Source organism: Luteimonas deserti, from assembly GCF_013425765.1.
GTDB classification, from domain to species: domain Bacteria; phylum Pseudomonadota; class Gammaproteobacteria; order Xanthomonadales; family Xanthomonadaceae; genus Luteimonas; species Luteimonas deserti.
This window is the reverse complement of record NZ_JACCJZ010000002.1, coordinates 18,132-33,517: the sequence shown is the minus strand read 5'-3', so window position 1 is coordinate 33,517 and position 15,386 is coordinate 18,132. Positions and strand designations below refer to the sequence as shown.

The 15,386-nt window shown below is 70.6% G+C and carries 20 protein-coding genes and 1 tRNA gene; 10 read left to right on the top strand and 11 right to left on the bottom strand.

Going from position 1 to position 15,386, the window contains the following annotated elements:
• Window positions 1–802 precede the first annotated feature (802 nt).
• The 3 genes from H0E82_RS00685 to H0E82_RS00675 all read left to right on the top strand — a co-directional run bounded on the left by H0E82_RS00685 (window position 803) and on the right by H0E82_RS00675 (window position 3,088).
• Window positions 803–1,954: a polyketide cyclase gene (locus H0E82_RS00685; RefSeq protein ID WP_180543054.1), complete on the top strand. Its 1,152-nt coding sequence runs from the start codon at window positions 803–805 to the stop codon at window positions 1,952–1,954.
• Window positions 1,955–2,049: 95 nt separating this feature from the next.
• Window positions 2,050–2,409, top strand: a complete 360-nt coding sequence (locus H0E82_RS00680) for a DUF423 domain-containing protein (protein ID WP_180543053.1) — start codon at window positions 2,050–2,052, stop codon at window positions 2,407–2,409.
• A gap of 4 nt (window positions 2,410–2,413) precedes the next feature.
• A complete protein-coding gene (locus H0E82_RS00675; RefSeq protein ID WP_180543052.1) occupies window positions 2,414–3,088 on the top strand; it encodes a DNA-3-methyladenine glycosylase family protein in 675 nt (224 codons plus the stop codon).
• Window positions 3,089–3,101: 13 nt separating this feature from the next.
• Here the strand turns inward: H0E82_RS00675 and H0E82_RS00670 are convergent, their stop codons facing one another.
• From H0E82_RS00670 to H0E82_RS00640, 7 genes are read right to left on the bottom strand one after another with little or no spacing between them, the layout of a single operon-like run.
• On the bottom strand, window positions 3,102–3,908 hold the full coding sequence (locus tag H0E82_RS00670; RefSeq protein WP_180543051.1) for a M15 family metallopeptidase: 807 nt from the start codon (window positions 3,906–3,908) through the stop codon (window positions 3,102–3,104).
• Window positions 3,909–3,936: 28 nt separating this feature from the next.
• Complete coding sequence (locus tag H0E82_RS00665) at window positions 3,937–4,764, bottom strand: CPBP family intramembrane glutamic endopeptidase (RefSeq protein ID WP_180543050.1); 828 nt, start codon at window positions 4,762–4,764, stop codon at window positions 3,937–3,939.
• On the bottom strand, window positions 4,761–4,940 hold the full coding sequence (locus tag H0E82_RS00660; RefSeq protein WP_180543049.1) for a DUF4177 domain-containing protein: 180 nt from the start codon (window positions 4,938–4,940) through the stop codon (window positions 4,761–4,763). Before H0E82_RS00660 ends, H0E82_RS00665 begins: the two co-directional genes overlap by 4 nt.
• Window positions 4,937–5,665, bottom strand: a complete 729-nt coding sequence (locus H0E82_RS00655; protein WP_180543048.1) for an alpha/beta fold hydrolase — start codon at window positions 5,663–5,665, stop codon at window positions 4,937–4,939. Before H0E82_RS00655 ends, H0E82_RS00660 begins: the two co-directional genes overlap by 4 nt.
• Window positions 5,666–5,721: 56 nt before the next feature.
• Window positions 5,722–5,913, bottom strand: a complete 192-nt coding sequence (locus H0E82_RS00650) for a type II toxin-antitoxin system antitoxin (RefSeq protein WP_180543047.1) — start codon at window positions 5,911–5,913, stop codon at window positions 5,722–5,724.
• Window positions 5,910–6,248, bottom strand: coding sequence for a hypothetical protein (locus H0E82_RS00645; RefSeq protein WP_180543046.1), 339 nt, complete (start codon window positions 6,246–6,248; stop codon window positions 5,910–5,912). The genes H0E82_RS00650 and H0E82_RS00645 overlap by 4 nt, the downstream gene beginning before the upstream one ends.
• On the bottom strand, window positions 6,248–7,105 hold the full coding sequence (locus H0E82_RS00640; protein WP_180543045.1) for an SPFH domain-containing protein: 858 nt from the start codon (window positions 7,103–7,105) through the stop codon (window positions 6,248–6,250). Before H0E82_RS00640 ends, H0E82_RS00645 begins: the two co-directional genes overlap by 1 nt.
• Window positions 7,106–7,223: 118 nt before the next feature.
• On the opposite strand from H0E82_RS00640, the gene H0E82_RS00635 reads away from it, so the two are divergent.
• From H0E82_RS00635 to H0E82_RS00610, 6 genes are all read left to right on the top strand, one after another.
• Window positions 7,224–7,844 carry a CDP-alcohol phosphatidyltransferase family protein gene (locus tag H0E82_RS00635; RefSeq protein ID WP_180543044.1) on the top strand — a complete coding sequence of 207 codons (621 nt, stop codon included), beginning with the start codon at window positions 7,224–7,226 and terminating at the stop codon, window positions 7,842–7,844.
• A 58-nt stretch (window positions 7,845–7,902) separates the two neighbouring features.
• Complete coding sequence (locus H0E82_RS00630; protein ID WP_180543043.1) at window positions 7,903–9,630, top strand: poly(R)-hydroxyalkanoic acid synthase subunit PhaE; 1,728 nt, start codon at window positions 7,903–7,905, stop codon at window positions 9,628–9,630.
• Between the two features lies 1 nt (window position 9,631).
• Window positions 9,632–10,699, top strand: a complete 1,068-nt coding sequence (gene phaC / locus H0E82_RS00625) for a class III poly(R)-hydroxyalkanoic acid synthase subunit PhaC (protein ID WP_180543042.1) — start codon at window positions 9,632–9,634, stop codon at window positions 10,697–10,699.
• A 5-nt stretch (window positions 10,700–10,704) separates the two neighbouring features.
• Window positions 10,705–10,908 carry a PspC domain-containing protein gene (locus H0E82_RS00620; protein WP_180543041.1) on the top strand — a complete coding sequence of 68 codons (204 nt, stop codon included), beginning with the start codon at window positions 10,705–10,707 and terminating at the stop codon, window positions 10,906–10,908.
• Window positions 10,909–10,934: 26 nt separating this feature from the next.
• The gene (locus H0E82_RS00615; RefSeq protein WP_180543055.1) at window positions 10,935–11,351 is read left to right on the top strand and encodes a hypothetical protein; all 417 of its coding nucleotides are present in this window, start codon (window positions 10,935–10,937) and stop codon (window positions 11,349–11,351) included.
• 145 nt (window positions 11,352–11,496) lie between these two features.
• Window positions 11,497–12,000: a hypothetical protein gene (locus tag H0E82_RS00610; protein ID WP_180543040.1), complete on the top strand. Its 504-nt coding sequence runs from the start codon at window positions 11,497–11,499 to the stop codon at window positions 11,998–12,000.
• Between the two features lie 10 nt (window positions 12,001–12,010).
• On the opposite strand, the gene H0E82_RS00605 is transcribed toward H0E82_RS00610, so the two are convergent.
• Both H0E82_RS00605 and H0E82_RS00600 read right to left on the bottom strand, forming a co-directional pair.
• Window positions 12,011–12,811: an NRDE family protein gene (locus H0E82_RS00605; protein WP_180543039.1), complete on the bottom strand. Its 801-nt coding sequence runs from the start codon at window positions 12,809–12,811 to the stop codon at window positions 12,011–12,013.
• A gap of 67 nt (window positions 12,812–12,878) precedes the next feature.
• Window positions 12,879–12,964 (bottom strand) — tRNA-Leu (locus tag H0E82_RS00600).
• A gap of 155 nt (window positions 12,965–13,119) precedes the next feature.
• On the opposite strand from H0E82_RS00600, the gene H0E82_RS00595 reads away from it, so the two are divergent.
• Complete coding sequence (locus tag H0E82_RS00595; RefSeq protein ID WP_180543038.1) at window positions 13,120–13,593, top strand: hypothetical protein; 474 nt, start codon at window positions 13,120–13,122, stop codon at window positions 13,591–13,593.
• 16 nt (window positions 13,594–13,609) lie between these two features.
• Here H0E82_RS00595 and H0E82_RS00590 read toward each other — a convergent pair whose 3' ends face one another.
• Window positions 13,610–14,209 carry a cysteine dioxygenase family protein gene (locus H0E82_RS00590; RefSeq protein WP_180543037.1) on the bottom strand — a complete coding sequence of 200 codons (600 nt, stop codon included), beginning with the start codon at window positions 14,207–14,209 and terminating at the stop codon, window positions 13,610–13,612.
• A gap of 48 nt (window positions 14,210–14,257) precedes the next feature.
• Complete coding sequence (gene metX, locus H0E82_RS00585) at window positions 14,258–15,373, bottom strand: homoserine O-acetyltransferase MetX (RefSeq protein ID WP_180543036.1); 1,116 nt, start codon at window positions 15,371–15,373, stop codon at window positions 14,258–14,260.
• Window positions 15,374–15,386: the final 13 nt, after the last annotated feature.

Sequence of the window (15,386 nt, the reverse complement as noted above, 5' to 3'; positions counted from 1 at the left end):
TCTGACCGCAGGATGCCCGGCCCGCCGCAGCGCGGCGGGCGTTCGCGCGGCCCGCGAGGCGGTGCCTCGCATGCGGACCACGCTCACCCTGTCCAGCTCGGCGTGCGCGACCGCACCGGAGCCGTCCTCGAGTCCTCGGCAGTGCGTCGGGTCCGCCCGAAAGATGGCCGGCGGCGCCCACTTCTCAGGGCAGGCTGCGCGCGACCGCGCCCGGGCGGTGCCCGACGCGGTCGAGCTGCCGCGCGTCCGCGTGAGGCATTTTCGATCCACTGCCGCCGCAGCCCGGCTCGGCGCCGCGGCGTGCGCTCTACGTTCTGGCGTTGCTCGGGGCTACCGTGTGTGAGCGATCGAAGCGCCGCCGCCGGGCAGGCTGATGAAGGCCGTGCGCTGCGCCGGATGCACACGTGGTGTCCGGCCGTGTCCACTGTCTACCGAGTGCCCTCCGTGCTGCGACGGGGGCCGTAGCGAACAGCGCCGGCAGGGGCGCATTCGACCATCGCATCGGGTGGTGTCACGCGGGCTTCGCGTCGGGTCCGGCGACGTGCGGCCATGACGACCTGCCGGTGCGAGTGGCCGCGCGCGGAGGACCTCCGGCCCGCCGTGGCGCGCGTCGGCCGTCGTACGACGGGAGAGGCTGGCGGGCCACTAGCACAGGTCGATGACCACCGGGCGACATCCGTGTTCCCGCATGCGATGCGGGGACGTGTTCGATGCCGCCCTGGAAGCTCGCTCGCCACCGCGCAACTTGCTACGATTGCCGGTCTGTGCCCGTGGGGCCGGAATTGGTCCTGGAGAACCCTGAATGACCCGTCTGCTTGAACTGCTGATCTCTTGTGTCATCGTCGCAGTGCTGTTCCTGGTGGTGGCCGTGTTGCTGCCGTCCAGCCGCACGTTGACCGAATCGGTCGAGACCAACCGTCGGCAGTCGATCGTCTTCGACACGATCAACAGCGTCCGTCGTTTCGACGACTGGTCCGCGATCCCGCGCTACGACCCCGCGGTCGACCTGCGCACCTCGGGTCCGGATGCCGGCGTCGGCGCACGCATCGAATACAGCTCGGACGACAAGCGCGTCGGCCAGGGCAGCTGGGAAATCGTCGAGTCGGTGCCGGATACGCGCGTCGTCTACGCGCTGGAGAACGCGCAGCGCGGCAACAACAAGCGCATGACGTTCTCGCTGCGTCCGACGGGTCGCAACAACCGCAACATCGAGATCACCCAGACCTACAACGTCGACTACGGCTGGGACCTGCTCGGCCGCTTCGCGGGCCTGTACGTCAGCCGCAACGTCGGTGACGACATGAAGCTCGGCCTGGGCCAGATGTCGAACATGCTGGCTTCGGTGCCCAACGTCGATTACCGCGTCGAGGGCAGCACGCTGACCGACCTGGCGGCCGTCGACCGCCCGGCCGAGAACCTCCTGCTGGTCAGCGCCGGTGGTGTCGAGCGCAACAACCAGGCCATCCAGGACTCGATGAAGGCGAACCTGGAGTGGATCAACCGCACCATGGCCGCCAACAATCTGGAAGCCGCGGGCCCGATCCGCATCATCACCACCGAGCTGGGCCGCGAGACCTACAACTTCGACATCGCCCTGCCGGTGCGCAAGCGCGGTGCCGGTGCGGCGGCGGCGCCCGCCGCTGGCGATGCGGGCGACGGGCAGGCCGAGACCGCCCCGGTGGCGGTCGCCACGACCGCTGCCCCGGAGCTCACCGGCCTCGAGCTGCTCGGTCCGGTGAAGTACCTGCGCACCGAGCCGGGTCGCGCGGCGAAGGCGAACTACCGCGGCTTCATGGCCGAGCTGGACAACGTCCGCAACGCGGTTCGCGCCTGGGCACTGACCCAGGGCTACGAGGTCACCGATCGTCCGTACGAGTTCTATCGCAACGGCATCGACGCGGCCTTCAGCGAGAACGGCGAGTTCGAGGTCTACTGGACGCTGCGCGCACAGTAAGCCGGTCCGGTATCGAAGAGTTCCGACGCACGCCGCATCCTCAGGATGCGGCGTGTTTCGTTTTGGGCCCGCATCCCGGGCACGGAGGACACGTGATGCGCGGGAACGAGCGTGGGGCAGGCGGCCTGGGGGCCTGCGGCGCCCTGTTGGCTGCGATGGCGGTGGCCCTGGCGGCCTATGCCGGGCACGGCGCCGACGGCGAGGCCCGGGCGGCGTTGCAGACCGCGGCGATCTTCGCGTTCGGCCACGGCGTCGCGCTGGCCGCGCTCGCGCGCGGTGAGCGTGGCGGGCTGGCGAGAGTCGGGCTGCTGGCCCTGCTCGTCGGGACATTGCTGTTCGCCGGGGCGCTGGTGTCGCGTCATCTGCTGGGCGGCCCGTCGATGTTCGCGCCCTGGGGTGGCGTGCTGACGATGCTCGGCTGGCTGCTCTACGCGCTGGCGGCGCTGAGGCGCTGAGCGCATGCCCCGGCATGCGCGCGGTTTCGATCTCGTCGTGGCCCGGGCGCATCTGGCCAGACGCGATCGGGCGCTGGGGCGCTGGATGCGCCGGCTCGGACCCGTGCCGGCGCCGCCGGGCTGGCGAAGACCGTTCGATCCGGTGGACGCCCTGGCCCGGGCGATCCTGTACCAGCAGCTCAGCGGAAAGGCTGCGGCGACGATCGTCGGCCGGGTGGAAATCGCGATCGGCAGTGCACGCCTGCACGCGGACACGCTTGATCGCGTGGACGACGCGACCCTGCGCGCCTGCGGCGTCTCCGGAAACAAGGCCCTCGCGCTCCGCGATCTGGCGAGGCGCGAGCGGCTCGGCGAGATTCCGTCGCCGCGTCGCATGGCCTGGATGGACGATGCCGCCATCGTCGACGCCCTGGTGCCGGTGCGCGGCATCGGACGCTGGACCGTCGAGATTCTGCTGATCTTCCGGCTGGGCCGCGCCGACGTGCTGCCGCTCGACGACCTCGGCGTGCGCAAGGGGCTGCAGCGTGTGGATGGTCTCGACGCGCTGCCTGCGTCCTCGGCGCTGGCCGAACGGAGTGCCTCCTGGGGGCCGTATCGCACCCTGGCGGCGCTGTACCTGTGGCGGGTCGCGGATGCAGCCGCGGATGTGGCGCTGCCGACGCCGCGCTCGCAGGGCTGAGCGGGGCGTCGCGCTAAGCTGCGCGGTGGTTCCAGTGCCAGGGCTCGTAGACGATGCCGTGCGGGTTGTCGCGCGGATAACTCATCGAGAAGCCGTAGGCACCCGCATGGCGGCCGAGCCAGGCGAAGGCGGGAGTGGCTTCGAACGAGGGTTCCGCCGCGGGTTCGCCGGGTGTGCTGATGTCGAGCGCGGTGCCTGCATGGTGTTCGCTGAATCCGGGCGCGGCGTTGACCTCGAGGATGGCGTCGAGCGCGAGTCCGCGCTCGCGTTTGCGGGCGAAGATCCCGAGCTGGTAGGCATGGCTGCGATACCCGGACACCGCGTCCAGGACCACGCCTGCATCCAGCGCGGCCGCGCGCATCCGCGACCATGCCCGCGCGGTATCGCGGGTGAGCCAGAGCGGCCTGCGATAGCGGTCGCGGCCGGCGAGCACGAGCGAGGTCGGCTCGGCGACCGGTGCGAGGCCGGTGCGGGCCGCATAGCCGTCGGCATCGAGGCCGAGCACGTCGAGGTGCGCGTGCAGCGCATCGAGTCCCAGCGTCGAGGCCGCGGAACGCGCGTGGTCCGTGCCTGCTTCGATCAGGTCGAGCGCCATCGTGGCATCGGTGTCGCGCTGCCAGCCCGGAAGCAGGGTCACCATGCCCTCGGGCACCGACGCCGCGAGGTAGCAGCCGTCGCGCTTACGGCGCAGGACCTGATGCGCCCGAGCGAGCAGGCGCGCATCGCGGTTGCCGCGGGCCCGCAGCAGATCGGCGGGCCAGAGTTCGATCTCGGGCGTATTGAAGAGGATGCGCGGCTGGGGACGGGGACGTCGGGACATGGGCGCAGCTTAGCGGGTATGCCGCGCCCTACAGCACCAGCTGCGGTCGCAGCAGGGGTACCGCGACGTGCAGGACGAGGTCGGCGGTGAAGTGCGCGACGATCGCCATCTCCAGGCCGCGTCTCCAGAACACCCAGCCGAACACGAGCCCGCCGATTCCGTTGAGCAGCAGCGTGCGCACCACGACGCCGGAATCCAGCCCCCAGATCCCTGCCGCCATCGGCAGGTGGCCCGCGCCGAACAGCAGGGCCGAGACGCCGATCGCGGTCCACGCGAGGCGCGGCGACAGGGTGCCGTCGAAACCATGCGCGCGCCGTGTGAGCCAGGTCAGCGTCCAGGCCACCAGGGACATCAGGAACAGGCGCAGCTGCACCTCCTCGACGATGCCGCCGTAGAACGCGGCCAACAGCCCGTAGAGCGCGCTTCCCGCGCCCTCGATGTCCTGCATCGGCAGTTGTGCCTGTGGCAACAGCAGTGGGTCGAGCGTGGAGGACAGCAGCAGGATCGCTAGGGCTGCGCCCGCGCCGAGCCCCGCGCTGTGCCAGGCGCGGGGCGCGTAGCCCGGCGGCGCGGGATACCGGTTGATTCCGAGCTGCAGCAGCGGACTGCCCAGGCCTGCACGGTGGCCCAGACGCAGGCCCGCCCATGCCAGCAGCGAAACGACGATGAACATCTGGAGCGCCTGGACCGCGATCAGCAGACCGAGCGGCATCGGGACGGCGTCGAACCGTCCCGGCGCGACCTGCAGCAGGTACGGAAAGACCGCGACCGTCGCCACGGCGGAAGCGGCCGCCAGGACCAGGGCGATCCGCAGATCCTGCCTTGCGCGCGGCCGGCCGGGCGCGGCGGCGCTCATGCCGGGCGTTTGAGGAACAGCAGGGTCGGGCCCCAGTGCGTGGCGTGCACCGCATTGACCAGCTCCCATCCCTGCTGGCCCAGAGCCTGCAGCCGCTCCTCCATCAGCTCGCTCTTGAGGCCGCCCATCGGCCCGAGCTTCACCGTTTCGACCTTGTAGTGCCAGCGTGTCGTCATCGTGGTGCGTCCCGTGTGGAAAGGGTGGGAGATCGATCCGCGAGCGCCGCGTGCAACGCCGCCGCCGTGGCGGCGCGCTGCGCGTCGCGGGGCATGCGCGCGAAACGATCGCCGGGCTGAAAACCGTAGTCACCGAACTGCGAGTGGTTGGCCCCGGTCAGGACGAGCCGCCTCGCGTGCCCGGGCAGGCGAGGCCGGTTGCGATCGGCGCGGCCGAGGCTTGCGATCGGGTCGAGGTCGCCGAGGACCTGCACGACCGCGAACGGGGCGTCCTGCAGGCTGATGTCGCGCGGATGCGACGTGCCGACGAGCACCAGAGCATCGAGCGTGTCGGCATAACGATGCGCGTACGCGGCGGCGGCCTTGCCGCCGCGCGAGTGCCCGCCGACGACCCACCGACCGCCCAGCGCCCGGGTGGTCGCCCGGGCCTGCGCGAGCGTGGCGGGCGCCTCCGCCTGGCCGAAGGCGCCGCGCCAGGGGGTGCGCACCAGAAACGCGCGATGACCGTCCATGGCCACGGCCTGCATCAGGGGCGCGTACGCCCGCGCGTCGACCAGGCCGCCGGGGAAGAACACGAGGGAGCGGTCACCCGGCGTCCGCGAAACAGGATCGAACAGCCAGCCGTCCTCGAGCGCCTGCACGCGGACCCGGGGCGAGTCCGACAGGGCGCCGCGGGCCTGCGCGCTCGGCTGGAACGCGATCGCGCACCAGCCCACCCAGCCCACCAGGGCCAGGCTGCCCACGGTCGCCCAGACCCTGCGCACTCGTCGCCACCAGGGGCTCATTCCGGCGCACCATCCGCATCGGGTGGTGATGCGGCCTCGGCGGGCAACCGGCCGGCCTTGCGCAGCGCATCGCGCAGCACGTACTCGATCTGCGCGTTGACGCTGCGCAGCTCGTCATCCGACCAGCGCTGCACCGCGGCGAGAATGCCCGCGTTGATGCGCAGCGGATAGGCCTTCTTCTCGCTCAACGACGACCTCCGCCGGCCCGCCGGCGTGCGGACGCCACCACCCAGATGCACGCCGCCGCGAGGCCGTTGACCGCCAGCACCATCACCACGACCACCACTGCGAGGCGCCGCTCGTCGCCACACAGCAGGCCCACGGCGAGCGCGGTGGCCAGCATGGCCAGGCCCATCATCCGCATCAGCCGTGCCAGTCGGCTGTCGAGCAACGCCTTGTCGCGCACGTTCATGCCGCTGTCGCCGGCCAGCGGCAGCCGGCCGCCTGCGAGCCAGCGTGCGAACACGAACGACGGCACGGCCATCAGCGCGAACACCAGGGCGGCGAGATGATGGGTGGCCATCAGTACAACGAGCCGGTGTTGACGATCGGCTGCGGGCCACGGTCGGCGCACAGCACCACCAGCAGATTGCTGACCATCGCCGCGCGACGCTCGTCGTCGAGGTGGACGATGCCGCTCTTCTGCAGTTCCGCCAATGCCATCTCCACCATGCCCACCGCACCGGCGACGATCCGCGTGCGCGCGGCGATCACCGCATTGGCCTGCTGGCGTTGCAGCATGGCGTGCGCGATCTCCGACGCATAGGCGAGATGGCTGATGCGTGCTTCGAGCACGTCGACACCGGCCGCGGTCAGGCGCTCGTCGAGATGTTCCTTGAGCCGGTCGGAGATCTCCGCCGAATGGCTGCGCAGGGAGATCTGGCCTTCCTCGTGCTGGTCGTAGGGGTAGCTCGTGGCCATGGCACGCAGCGCCGCCTCGGACTGGATGTGCACGAAGCTTTCGTAGTTGTCCACGTTGAACACCGCCTCGGCCGAGTCGACGACGCGCCAGACGATCACCGCGGCGATCTCGATCGGGCTGCCGTCCAGCTCGTTGACCTTGAGGCGGCCGCTCTCGAAGTTGCGAACGCGCAGCGACACCTTCTTCTTGGTGAAGAACGGGTTGTTCCAGCGCAGGCCGTTGTCCTTCACCGTGCCCACGTACTTGCCGAACAGGCTGACGACGGCCGCCTGGTTGGGCTCCACCATGTACAGGCCGATGGCCAGGAACAGGGTGACCAGGCCGATACCGATCGCCACGACCACCTGGGCCGCCAGCCCGCCGGATGTCGCCACCGCATAGATGCAGCCGATGAGCACGAGCAGTTGCACGAGCAGCACCGGAATCCCGGGCAAGGAGCGCAGCGAGTGTTCTTTCATGGCGTTGATTCCCTGGAGTGTGGTTGATTGATATCAATATGATATCTATTTGTCAAGATCACGTGCGGCCGGCAGGCGTTTGGGCACCATGGCCGCTCCGCGCCCTCCGGAATTCGCGATGCCCAGATCCCGACACTTCTCCATGCTTCGCGACTTCCATCTCGCGGATTGGTTCACCCTTGCGAACGCGTTCTGCGGCACCGGCGCGGTGTTCGCGGCGATGCGGTTCCTTCAGGACGGCCAGCGCGGCGATCTGTTGATCGGCATGGCCTTGATTCCGCTCGCGTTCGCTTTCGACGCGTTGGACGGCCGCATCGCCCGCTGGCGCAAGGTCGCCTCGACACTGGGCCGCGAACTCGACTCGCTGGCCGACGTGATCTCCTTTGGAATCGCACCGGCCGCCTTGGCCTATGCCTGCGGCATGCAGGGCGGATGGGACTGGCTGGTGCTGAGCTATTTCGTCTGTTGCGGGGTCAGCCGGCTGGCGCGCTACAACGTCACCGCCGAAACCCTCGCCGACGGCGGCGACAAGGTGCGCTACTTCGAAGGCACGCCCATTCCGTCCAGCCTGCTGCTGGTCGTCGTCCTGGCGATCGCGGCGTGGCAGGGGCGGATCGGCGAGGCGCTGTGGCTGGGCGCGGTGCAGCTCGGTCCATGGCAGCTGCATCCGCTGGTGCTGCTGTTCGCACTGTCGGGCTCGCTGATGATCAGCAAGACGCTGCGGATTCCCAAGTTCTGAGTGCGCAGGCACGTCGCGCGCTGTTGGTATGATCGGTCGATCGCGGCAGGAGTGGATGATGGCCAACGGTGCGCAGGGTCCGGCAATGCCGGGCGCGGAACTCGAACGTCTCGCACGCCAGGTCTGGAGTGCGTGGGAGGACGCCCTGCAGCGCACGATGCCGGGCGCATCCGCATCGGCGATGCCCGGCGCGCCGGGGCCCGCGGCGTTCGGCGGTTTCGGCGCCTTCGCTCCGCCGCAGGGTCCCTGGCAATCGATGGTCGACTGGTGGCAGCAGCAGGCGGCACCGCAGCGCGGTGGTTTCGACGACGTGGCGATCCGCTTCAACGGGCAGGCCCAGCAGTGGTGGACCCAGATCCAGGAACTCGCGAACCGCTTCGCCGGCGAGGCGCCTGCGCCCGAGGCCGTCGTACGCGCGTGGCGCGAGGCACTCGGCGGGGCCGCGGCCAATCCGTTCGCGCAGATGATGTCGGGCGTGCAGGGGCCGGGACTGGAAGGATGGGAGACCTGGGTGCAACGTCTTTCGCCGCTGTTCTCCGGCATGGAGGGGCAGGGCCGCGACTGGTCGAGCCTGCCCACCGTCGGTCTGGCGCGCGAGCACCAGGAACGCTGGCAGACGCTCGCGCGCGCCTTCGCCGACTACCAGGGCAGCCAGCAGGCATTCCAGGGTCTGTTGCAGCAGGCGTCGCAGGGCGCGTTCGCTCATTTCGAACGTCGGCTGCGCGAGCGCGGCACGGCCGCCCAGCCGGTGGACTCGCCGCGCGCACTGTTCGATCTGTGGATCGACGCTGCCGAAGACGCCTATGCCGAGGTGGCGATGTCGCCGCCGTTCCGCACGGCGTATGCGCAGATGGTCGACGGCCAGATGCGCCTGCGTCAGGCCGTACAGCGCGAGATCGAACAGGTCTGCCGGATGTTCGACCTGCCGACGCGCACCGAACTCGACGGCGCGCATCGAAAGGTGGCGGAACTCGAACGTGCGCTGCGTCGCATGCGCGACCGCATGGACGCGATCGAAGGCGGCGAGGCGGCCGATCCGGACCGCGCTGCACGCGCAAGCACCACACCCGCGCGCACGCGTTCGGGCCCGACCAGGGTGGTCGCGACGCCAGCGCCGCCATCTGCGGAAACAACCGCAACCGCGTCCCCCGGCCCGGCAACGGGGTCGCGCCGCGGCGCCCGGCGGGCGAAGACGGCCTCCGTACCCCGCAAGCGTCCTGCGCGCACCGTCGTCTCCACCAGCGGTGGAACGCGGGCGGCCACGACGGACAGCGGCAAGCCGGGGCGCAAGGCCGCGGCCACCGCCGCACGCGCTTCGGCCGCGAAGAAGCCGGCGCGGGCCGGCTCGGGGACGAAAACGGGCAAGCGGGCCGCGCGCAAGACGACGACGTCGGCCAAGCCGCGCGGCGCGCCGGATACCGCCGGCGAGCGCGTGCGTCCCGCATCGAAGAGCGCGCGCAAGACGGCCGCCAAGCGCGCTGCACCGGAACGGCGCACGCGTGTGTCGAAGCAGGCCGGCGCGGTGCCGAGAGGCACGGCCGTCGCGGCAGCGACCTCCCGCCGTGATGCGGTCGCCGGCGCGCGCGTGACCCAGCGCCCCGGTCGCAGTCGCGCGTCGTCCGGCCGTGGGACCGCGCCGAAGCAGGCGGCGAAGAAACGTGCCGTGCGCACGGCGGCGCCGTCGCCTGCGCGCGTCGGGCGCCTGCCCAACCTCGGGTTCGTCTCGCCGATCCCGAAGGCCCCCGAACCGATGAAGACCGGCGCGTCCGGTCGACGGAAGCGCTGACATGTCCGCACCGCTGCAGATCACCCCGCAACGCATCGCCGAGGACGTGATGCGCCTCCAGCGCAAGCTCGGCGCCGCGCCGCGCACCCTGCGCGACGTCGGCAATTTCGACTACGGCGCCACCACCCGCCAGGAAGTCTGGCGCGACGGCAAGGTCGTGCTCTACCGCTACATCGGCGAGAAGGCGCCGACGGCGCGGGTACCGCTGCTGATCGCCTATGCGCTGGTCAACCGGCCGTACATGGTGGATCTGCAGGCGGACCGGTCGATCGTGAAGGGACTGCTCGATCGCGGGGAGGACGTGTACATCCTCGACTGGGGATACCCGGACCGTTCGGACCGGTTCCTCACGCTCGAGGACTATATCGAGCGCTTTCTCGGGGGAGCGGTGGATCACCTCCGGCGCAGCGGCGGCCTGCCGGCGATCAACGTGCTCGGGATCTGCCAGGGCGGCACCTTCGCGCTGAGCTACGCCGCGCTGCATCCGGACAAGGTGCGCAACCTCGTCACCATGGTCACGCCGGTGGATTTCCACACCGAGGGCAACATGCTCTCGCACTGGACGCGCGAGCTCGACGTGGACCTGTTCGTCGATACGCTGGGCAACGTGCCGGCGGACATGATGAATGCCTGCTACCTCACGCTGAAACCGTGGCGGCTGCTGGTGCAGAAGTACGTGGGGATGATCGACATCCTCGACGACGCCAAGGCGATGGAGGATTTCCTGCGCATGGAGAAGTGGATCTTCGACTCGCCCGACCAGGCAGGCGAGGCCTTCCGTCAGTACATCCGCCAGTTCTACCAGGGGAACGGCTTCGTCAACGGTGGCATCGTGATCGGGGAGCAGGAGGTGCACCTCGGCATGGTCGAGATGCCGGTGCTCAACATCTTCGCCGAGCAGGACCATCTGGTGCCGCCGGATGCTTCGCGGGCGCTGCGCGGCCTCGTGGGGACGCAGGACTATTCCGAACTTTCGTTCCGTGGCGGCCATATCGGCATCTACGTGTCGGGCCGGGCACAGACGCAGGTGCCGTCTGCGATCCACGACTGGCTGGCGCAGCGCGCCTGACCGTCATGTCCGCGCGCATTCCGACACTCAGCCGCACGCGTGAGGACCGGGTGCTCGCCGGCGTCCTCGGCGGGGTCGCGCGCCGGTTCGATGCCAATCCCACACTGGTGCGCGCCGTCTTCGTCGTGCTGTCGGTGGTTTCGGCGGCGTTTCCCGGGCTGCTCGTCTATCTACTGCTCTGGTTGTTGATGCCCGAAGGCGAGGAGTGAGGCGGATCGTGCACCGCGCTGCGCTGATGGCCGGCGCGCTGTGGACCCTGCCCAATACGGTGCTCGGCGTCGTCGCGGGGCTGGCGGGGACGGTGTTCGGTGCCCGCCCGCACTGGCGCGCGGCGGATCTGGCCCTGGTGTTCGAGCGCTGGCCCTGGGGGCCGGGCGGCGCGATCACCTTCGGCAACGTGATCCTGCATACGGGTGCTTCGCTCGATACCGGCTGCACCACGTATGCGCACCGCGCCGGCCTGTGCGTGGACGCGGTGATCCGCCTGGCGGATCACGAACGCGCCCACGTCTACCAGTACATGGTGCTGGGTCCGCTGTTCCTGCCGCTGTACCTGGCGTGTGGCGGTGTCAGCGTGCGCAACCGGTTCGAGCGCGCTGCCGACCGCTACGCGCTGACCGGGCGGGGCTGGTGGCCCTGGCCCTCAGCCTGAGCCCGGTTTTCCGCGCGCGGGTGATTCCGGTACGGCACGTGTCGACTCGACGGACCCTCACGGACCCCGGGTGTAGGCTGCCGCGACTGGCGATGCCGCGCGCGGTCCGCACACGGCACGTCGCGCTCACCGACGGGACACAGCCATGCATGAGCCGTACCGCTACGCCGAGGGCCGCTCGCCCTGGGCCCTGTTTCTTCCGATCGCGCTGGCGGTCTTCGTAGGCCAGCTCGCCGCCGGCTGGGTCGGGAGCCTGGTGGGTCCGCGCTCCGGCCCCGAGGTCGCGGCAACGACCTCGCCCGAAGCCGCCGCGCCCGCGGTGCCGATGCCGGTGGACGCCGTGGTGACACCGGTCGAGCCGTTGCCGGCGCCGGTCGCTGCACCGACGCCGGACAGTGCCGTCGTCGGCGCCGCCCCCGCTCCCGAGCCGCTCGTGGTGTCCCCCGACGTCGCCGAACCGGCCGTGTCCGCCGTTCCGGACCCGCCGGCAACAGACGCCGGTCGCTCGCTCCCCGGTCCGGTGGTCGCGCGCCAGGCCGGGGCGAGCGAAAGCTGCATCAACAACACCGTCGCGACGCGCAGTCCGAACGGCTGGGAGCAGGCGCTGGAGAACGACGCTCCGGTGCGCTGCACCGCGACGTCGCCCTGATGCCGTCGGATCAGTGCATCCCGAGCTGCAGGATGCTCTCGCCGTCGGGCCTGCCGGACGCCGCGAAGCGGCGTTCGACCAGCACCAGCTCCGCGTGCCCAGCCATCACGACAGTGCTGCACCGGGTGCCGTAGTCCGCATCCTCGATGAACACCGGCGAGAGCCGCCGCTCGAGCGCGGGGCCGATTCCGGTATCGGGCAGGGAGGCAGCGGGCGCCGGACGGGTGTCGCGCAGGCCCTCGAACAGCGGCGCGAATCCCGAAGGTGCGAGCGGCGTGCCCGCGGCATCGTCCCGTGATGGCTGCGCCTGCAGCCAGCGGTCGAGGATGCCGGTCGCGGCGGCGCTCTTGGGCCAGGGCGCATCGAAGGCGCCGTTCGACATGGCGTGCAGGCCCGGCATCACCGGGTGCGCGACAAAGCCGGGGGAGTTGCTCGCATGCCACAACGCGTCGCCGTCCCAGAGCAGAAGATTGAACGGGCCGTAGTCGCCGGCTAAGGGCTGAAGGGCCCGGGCGAATGCCGGCGCCGGAAGCGCACCACGTACGAACTCGCGGACGAGCCAACCGCGCGAGCGCGCTGCGCGTCCGGGCACCCCACCCGTACGGACGTTGGTGACCGCGGCCAGACGCCGGCGAGAGGAGGCCTGCAGCCAGCTTCCGCCCTGTTCCAGATCGCGTCCGCCCCGGACATCGGGCGCCCCGGGGTCGACACCGGCCGGCGCCGTCGGGCGCGCGTGCCATTCGTCGCGGTTCGCGATCAGGGCCAACGGCAGGTCGGGGCGGGTCTTCCAGGCGACGGCGATCAGGCACATGCGCGATGTTGGCCAAGAGGACCGACGGTCGATGGAACGTTGCGGGTCGCTGCGCGCGGCAGGACCGTGGTACCGGAGGCGGGACTCGAACCCGCACGCTTTTAAGGGCGGCGGATTTTGAGTCCGCTGCGTCTACCATTCCGCCACTCCGGCGCGGAGGCGGAGTATAGCGGATCACTCCCTGGCTGCTGCCGTCGCCCCGGGGTTTTGCGGAATCCGAACATCACCGCTGGCATGATCCGCGGGCCGGCGCATGCCGGGGTCTGGAGGCTTTCATGCGCACACGGCGAACGAGATCGGCAACCCCGTTGACCAGGGCGCTGCGCCGCGGCGCCGTCGGCATCGTCGCCGGCACCCTGGTGCTCGTCCTGGCGGCCTGCGCTTCGGGCGCCGCGCCGCGCCAGGTCGATGCCGAACCCGTCGCCGAACGCGAGCTGGATGCAAGCGTGCCCAGCCAGCCCTCGGGCCGGATCCGCCTCGCGGAAGGCGTATTCCGTGTGCACCTGAGCAATATCCGCTGCGTGCGTGCGCCGTGCCCCAACGGCTATCTGGTCTCGAACGTCGACGGGCATCCCCCGGCCGTCCGGCCGGAGGCGGTCCAGCCGGTGTCACGGATTCCGCAGGACGTGCGCTTCGATGCCGCATCGGGGGGCGCCGTGCCCGAGCGGCTGGTGGAGCAGGCCCATGTCGGCGACGGCATCGTCGTCGAAGGCCGGGCCTGGCTGATCGAAGGCGGGCGCGTATTGCGGGTGGAAGTGGCCCGGCTGCTCGAGGCCGGCTGAAACCCCCGGGGCGTCTTCAGCGCGCGGCGTCGGCCGGAAGGGCACTTTCGGTCCGCCGGTACCAGTCGTCGCCGACGGGCTCGAAACGCGCGCAACGCTCGATCGGCGCCTCGTAGACGTGCAGCGACACCGCCACGGTCGCATGGCTGGCGTTGCGGATGGTGTGGTACTCGTGCGGCGGGATCAGGCTGCCGGCGCTCCCCGCACCGGCCTGCATGCTGCTGCTGGCCACGAAGCGGACGCGGTCGTCGGTCTGTTCGACCAGCGCGTACTGGGCGATCTCGAGCGCGCCGCGCCAGATGCCTTCCACGCACCACAGGCCGTCGTGGTCGTGAATCGGCGTGCCCTGGCCCGGCGCCCAGGTCATGGCGACCAGGCTGTAGCCGTGCAGGGGGCTGCGATAGAGCTCACGGCGCGCGTAGTGGCCCTCGACCGGCGTGTGCACGCAGGCCGGCAACTGGACCGACGGATCTCGGATCAGCGCGCACATGGCATCGCGCAGCGCCGCCGTGACCGCATGGCCGTCGCCCAGCGCGACCGCGGCGTCGAACGCGGAGACGAGGCGTTCGCGGCCGGGGAACGCGACATCGGGCAGGCTTTCGGCAGCGCGGGACATCATGCCTACGAGTCTAGCCGCTGCCGTCCACCGCTGCAGGCCACGCGTTCAAAGCGCGTCGAGGAAGCCGCCCACCGCCGGGCCGAAGCGCTCGATGTCGACCAGAAAGGCGTCATGACCCTGCGGCGACGCGAGCGGCAGGAAGCTCGCGTCCACGCCGCCTGCGCGAAGCCCCTCGGCGATCTGCTGTTGCTGCTGCAGCGGAAACAGGATGTCGGTCTGCACCCCGATCGCCAGGGCGCGCTCGACCTGCAGCGCGGACAGCCCCGCCGCGGTGTCGCCGTCGACGCTGTCGCCGATGTCGAACCAGTCCATCGACCGGCTGAGGTAGAGATAGCAGTTGGGGTCGAAGCGCCGCACGAACCGGCGGGCATGGCCCTCGAGATAACTCTCCACCTCGAACTCGAGGCCGAACGGGTCGTCGTCGTCGCGGCGATCCGACTCCAGGCGGACCCGTCCGAAGCGCCCGTCCCACTCGAGGGCCGAGCGGTAGGTGATCACGCCGAGCTTGCGTGCCATGCGCATCCCGCTCTCGGGATACGTGGCCTCGTCGTAACGGCCGCCGTTCCAGTCGGGGTCGAGGCGGATCGCTTCGCGCTGCAGCGAGCGGATGGCGATAGAAAAGGGCAGTGCGCGCGCCGCACCGCAGATGTTGACGTGGGCGCGCGCGAGGCCGGGGTGCCGTGCAAGAAGGGACAGGGCGGTCATTCCGCCCATCGAATTGCCGATCACGCAGGCGAGTCGCCCGATGCCGAGGGCGCGCACGACGTGCGCGGCGGCATCGGCGCCGTCTTCGATCGAGAGCTCAGGAAACCCCAGCCGGTAGACGGCGCCGGTCTCGGGATCGGTCGACGCCGGACCGGTGGATCCCTTGCAGCTGCCGAGCGAGTTGACGCAGACGACGAACCAGCGGTCGGTGTCGATCGGCCGTCCGGGCCCGATCATCGCGTCCCACCAGCCCGGCGCAGGATCGCCGTCGTGGCTGCGCGCATGGGCGTCGGGCGACAGGCCGGTGAGAATCAGGATCGCGTTGCCGCCGGCGGGGTCCTGCGTGCCCCAGGTCTCGTAGGCCATGCGCGCGCCGACCAGCGCGCCGCCGCGTTTCATCGGAAACGGCGAGGGCAGATCGATGAAGCGCGTGCCAGGTGGAATGAATTCGGTCATCGGCCAAGTGTAG

What these genes read in the sequence shown, in the direction of transcription:
- H0E82_RS00685 (WP_180543054.1), top strand. Translation starts at nt 803, where the DNA reads ATGACCCGTCTGCTTGAACTGCTGATCTCTTGTGTCATCGTCGCAGTG.
- H0E82_RS00680 (WP_180543053.1), top strand. Translation starts at nt 2,050, where the DNA reads ATGCGCGGGAACGAGCGTGGGGCAGGCGGCCTGGGGGCCTGCGGCGCC.
- H0E82_RS00675 (WP_180543052.1), top strand. Translation starts at nt 2,414, where the DNA reads ATGCCCCGGCATGCGCGCGGTTTCGATCTCGTCGTGGCCCGGGCGCAT.
- H0E82_RS00670 (WP_180543051.1), bottom strand. Translation starts at nt 3,908, where the DNA reads ATGTCCCGACGTCCCCGTCCCCAGCCGCGCATCCTCTTCAATACGCCC.
- H0E82_RS00665 (WP_180543050.1), bottom strand. Translation starts at nt 4,764, where the DNA reads ATGAGCGCCGCCGCGCCCGGCCGGCCGCGCGCAAGGCAGGATCTGCGG.
- H0E82_RS00660 (WP_180543049.1), bottom strand. Translation starts at nt 4,940, where the DNA reads ATGACGACACGCTGGCACTACAAGGTCGAAACGGTGAAGCTCGGGCCG.
- H0E82_RS00645 (WP_180543046.1), bottom strand. Translation starts at nt 6,248, where the DNA reads ATGGCCACCCATCATCTCGCCGCCCTGGTGTTCGCGCTGATGGCCGTG.
- H0E82_RS00640 (WP_180543045.1), bottom strand. Translation starts at nt 7,105, where the DNA reads ATGAAAGAACACTCGCTGCGCTCCTTGCCCGGGATTCCGGTGCTGCTC.
- H0E82_RS00635 (WP_180543044.1), top strand. Translation starts at nt 7,224, where the DNA reads ATGCCCAGATCCCGACACTTCTCCATGCTTCGCGACTTCCATCTCGCG.
- H0E82_RS00630 (WP_180543043.1), top strand. Translation starts at nt 7,903, where the DNA reads ATGGCCAACGGTGCGCAGGGTCCGGCAATGCCGGGCGCGGAACTCGAA.
- phaC (WP_180543042.1), top strand. Translation starts at nt 9,632, where the DNA reads ATGTCCGCACCGCTGCAGATCACCCCGCAACGCATCGCCGAGGACGTG.
- H0E82_RS00620 (WP_180543041.1), top strand. Translation starts at nt 10,705, where the DNA reads ATGTCCGCGCGCATTCCGACACTCAGCCGCACGCGTGAGGACCGGGTG.
- H0E82_RS00615 (WP_180543055.1), top strand. Translation starts at nt 10,935, where the DNA reads ATGGCCGGCGCGCTGTGGACCCTGCCCAATACGGTGCTCGGCGTCGTC.
- H0E82_RS00610 (WP_180543040.1), top strand. Translation starts at nt 11,497, where the DNA reads ATGCATGAGCCGTACCGCTACGCCGAGGGCCGCTCGCCCTGGGCCCTG.
- H0E82_RS00605 (WP_180543039.1), bottom strand. Translation starts at nt 12,811, where the DNA reads ATGTGCCTGATCGCCGTCGCCTGGAAGACCCGCCCCGACCTGCCGTTG.
- H0E82_RS00590 (WP_180543037.1), bottom strand. Translation starts at nt 14,209, where the DNA reads ATGTCCCGCGCTGCCGAAAGCCTGCCCGATGTCGCGTTCCCCGGCCGC.
- metX (WP_180543036.1), bottom strand. Translation starts at nt 15,373, where the DNA reads ATGACCGAATTCATTCCACCTGGCACGCGCTTCATCGATCTGCCCTCG.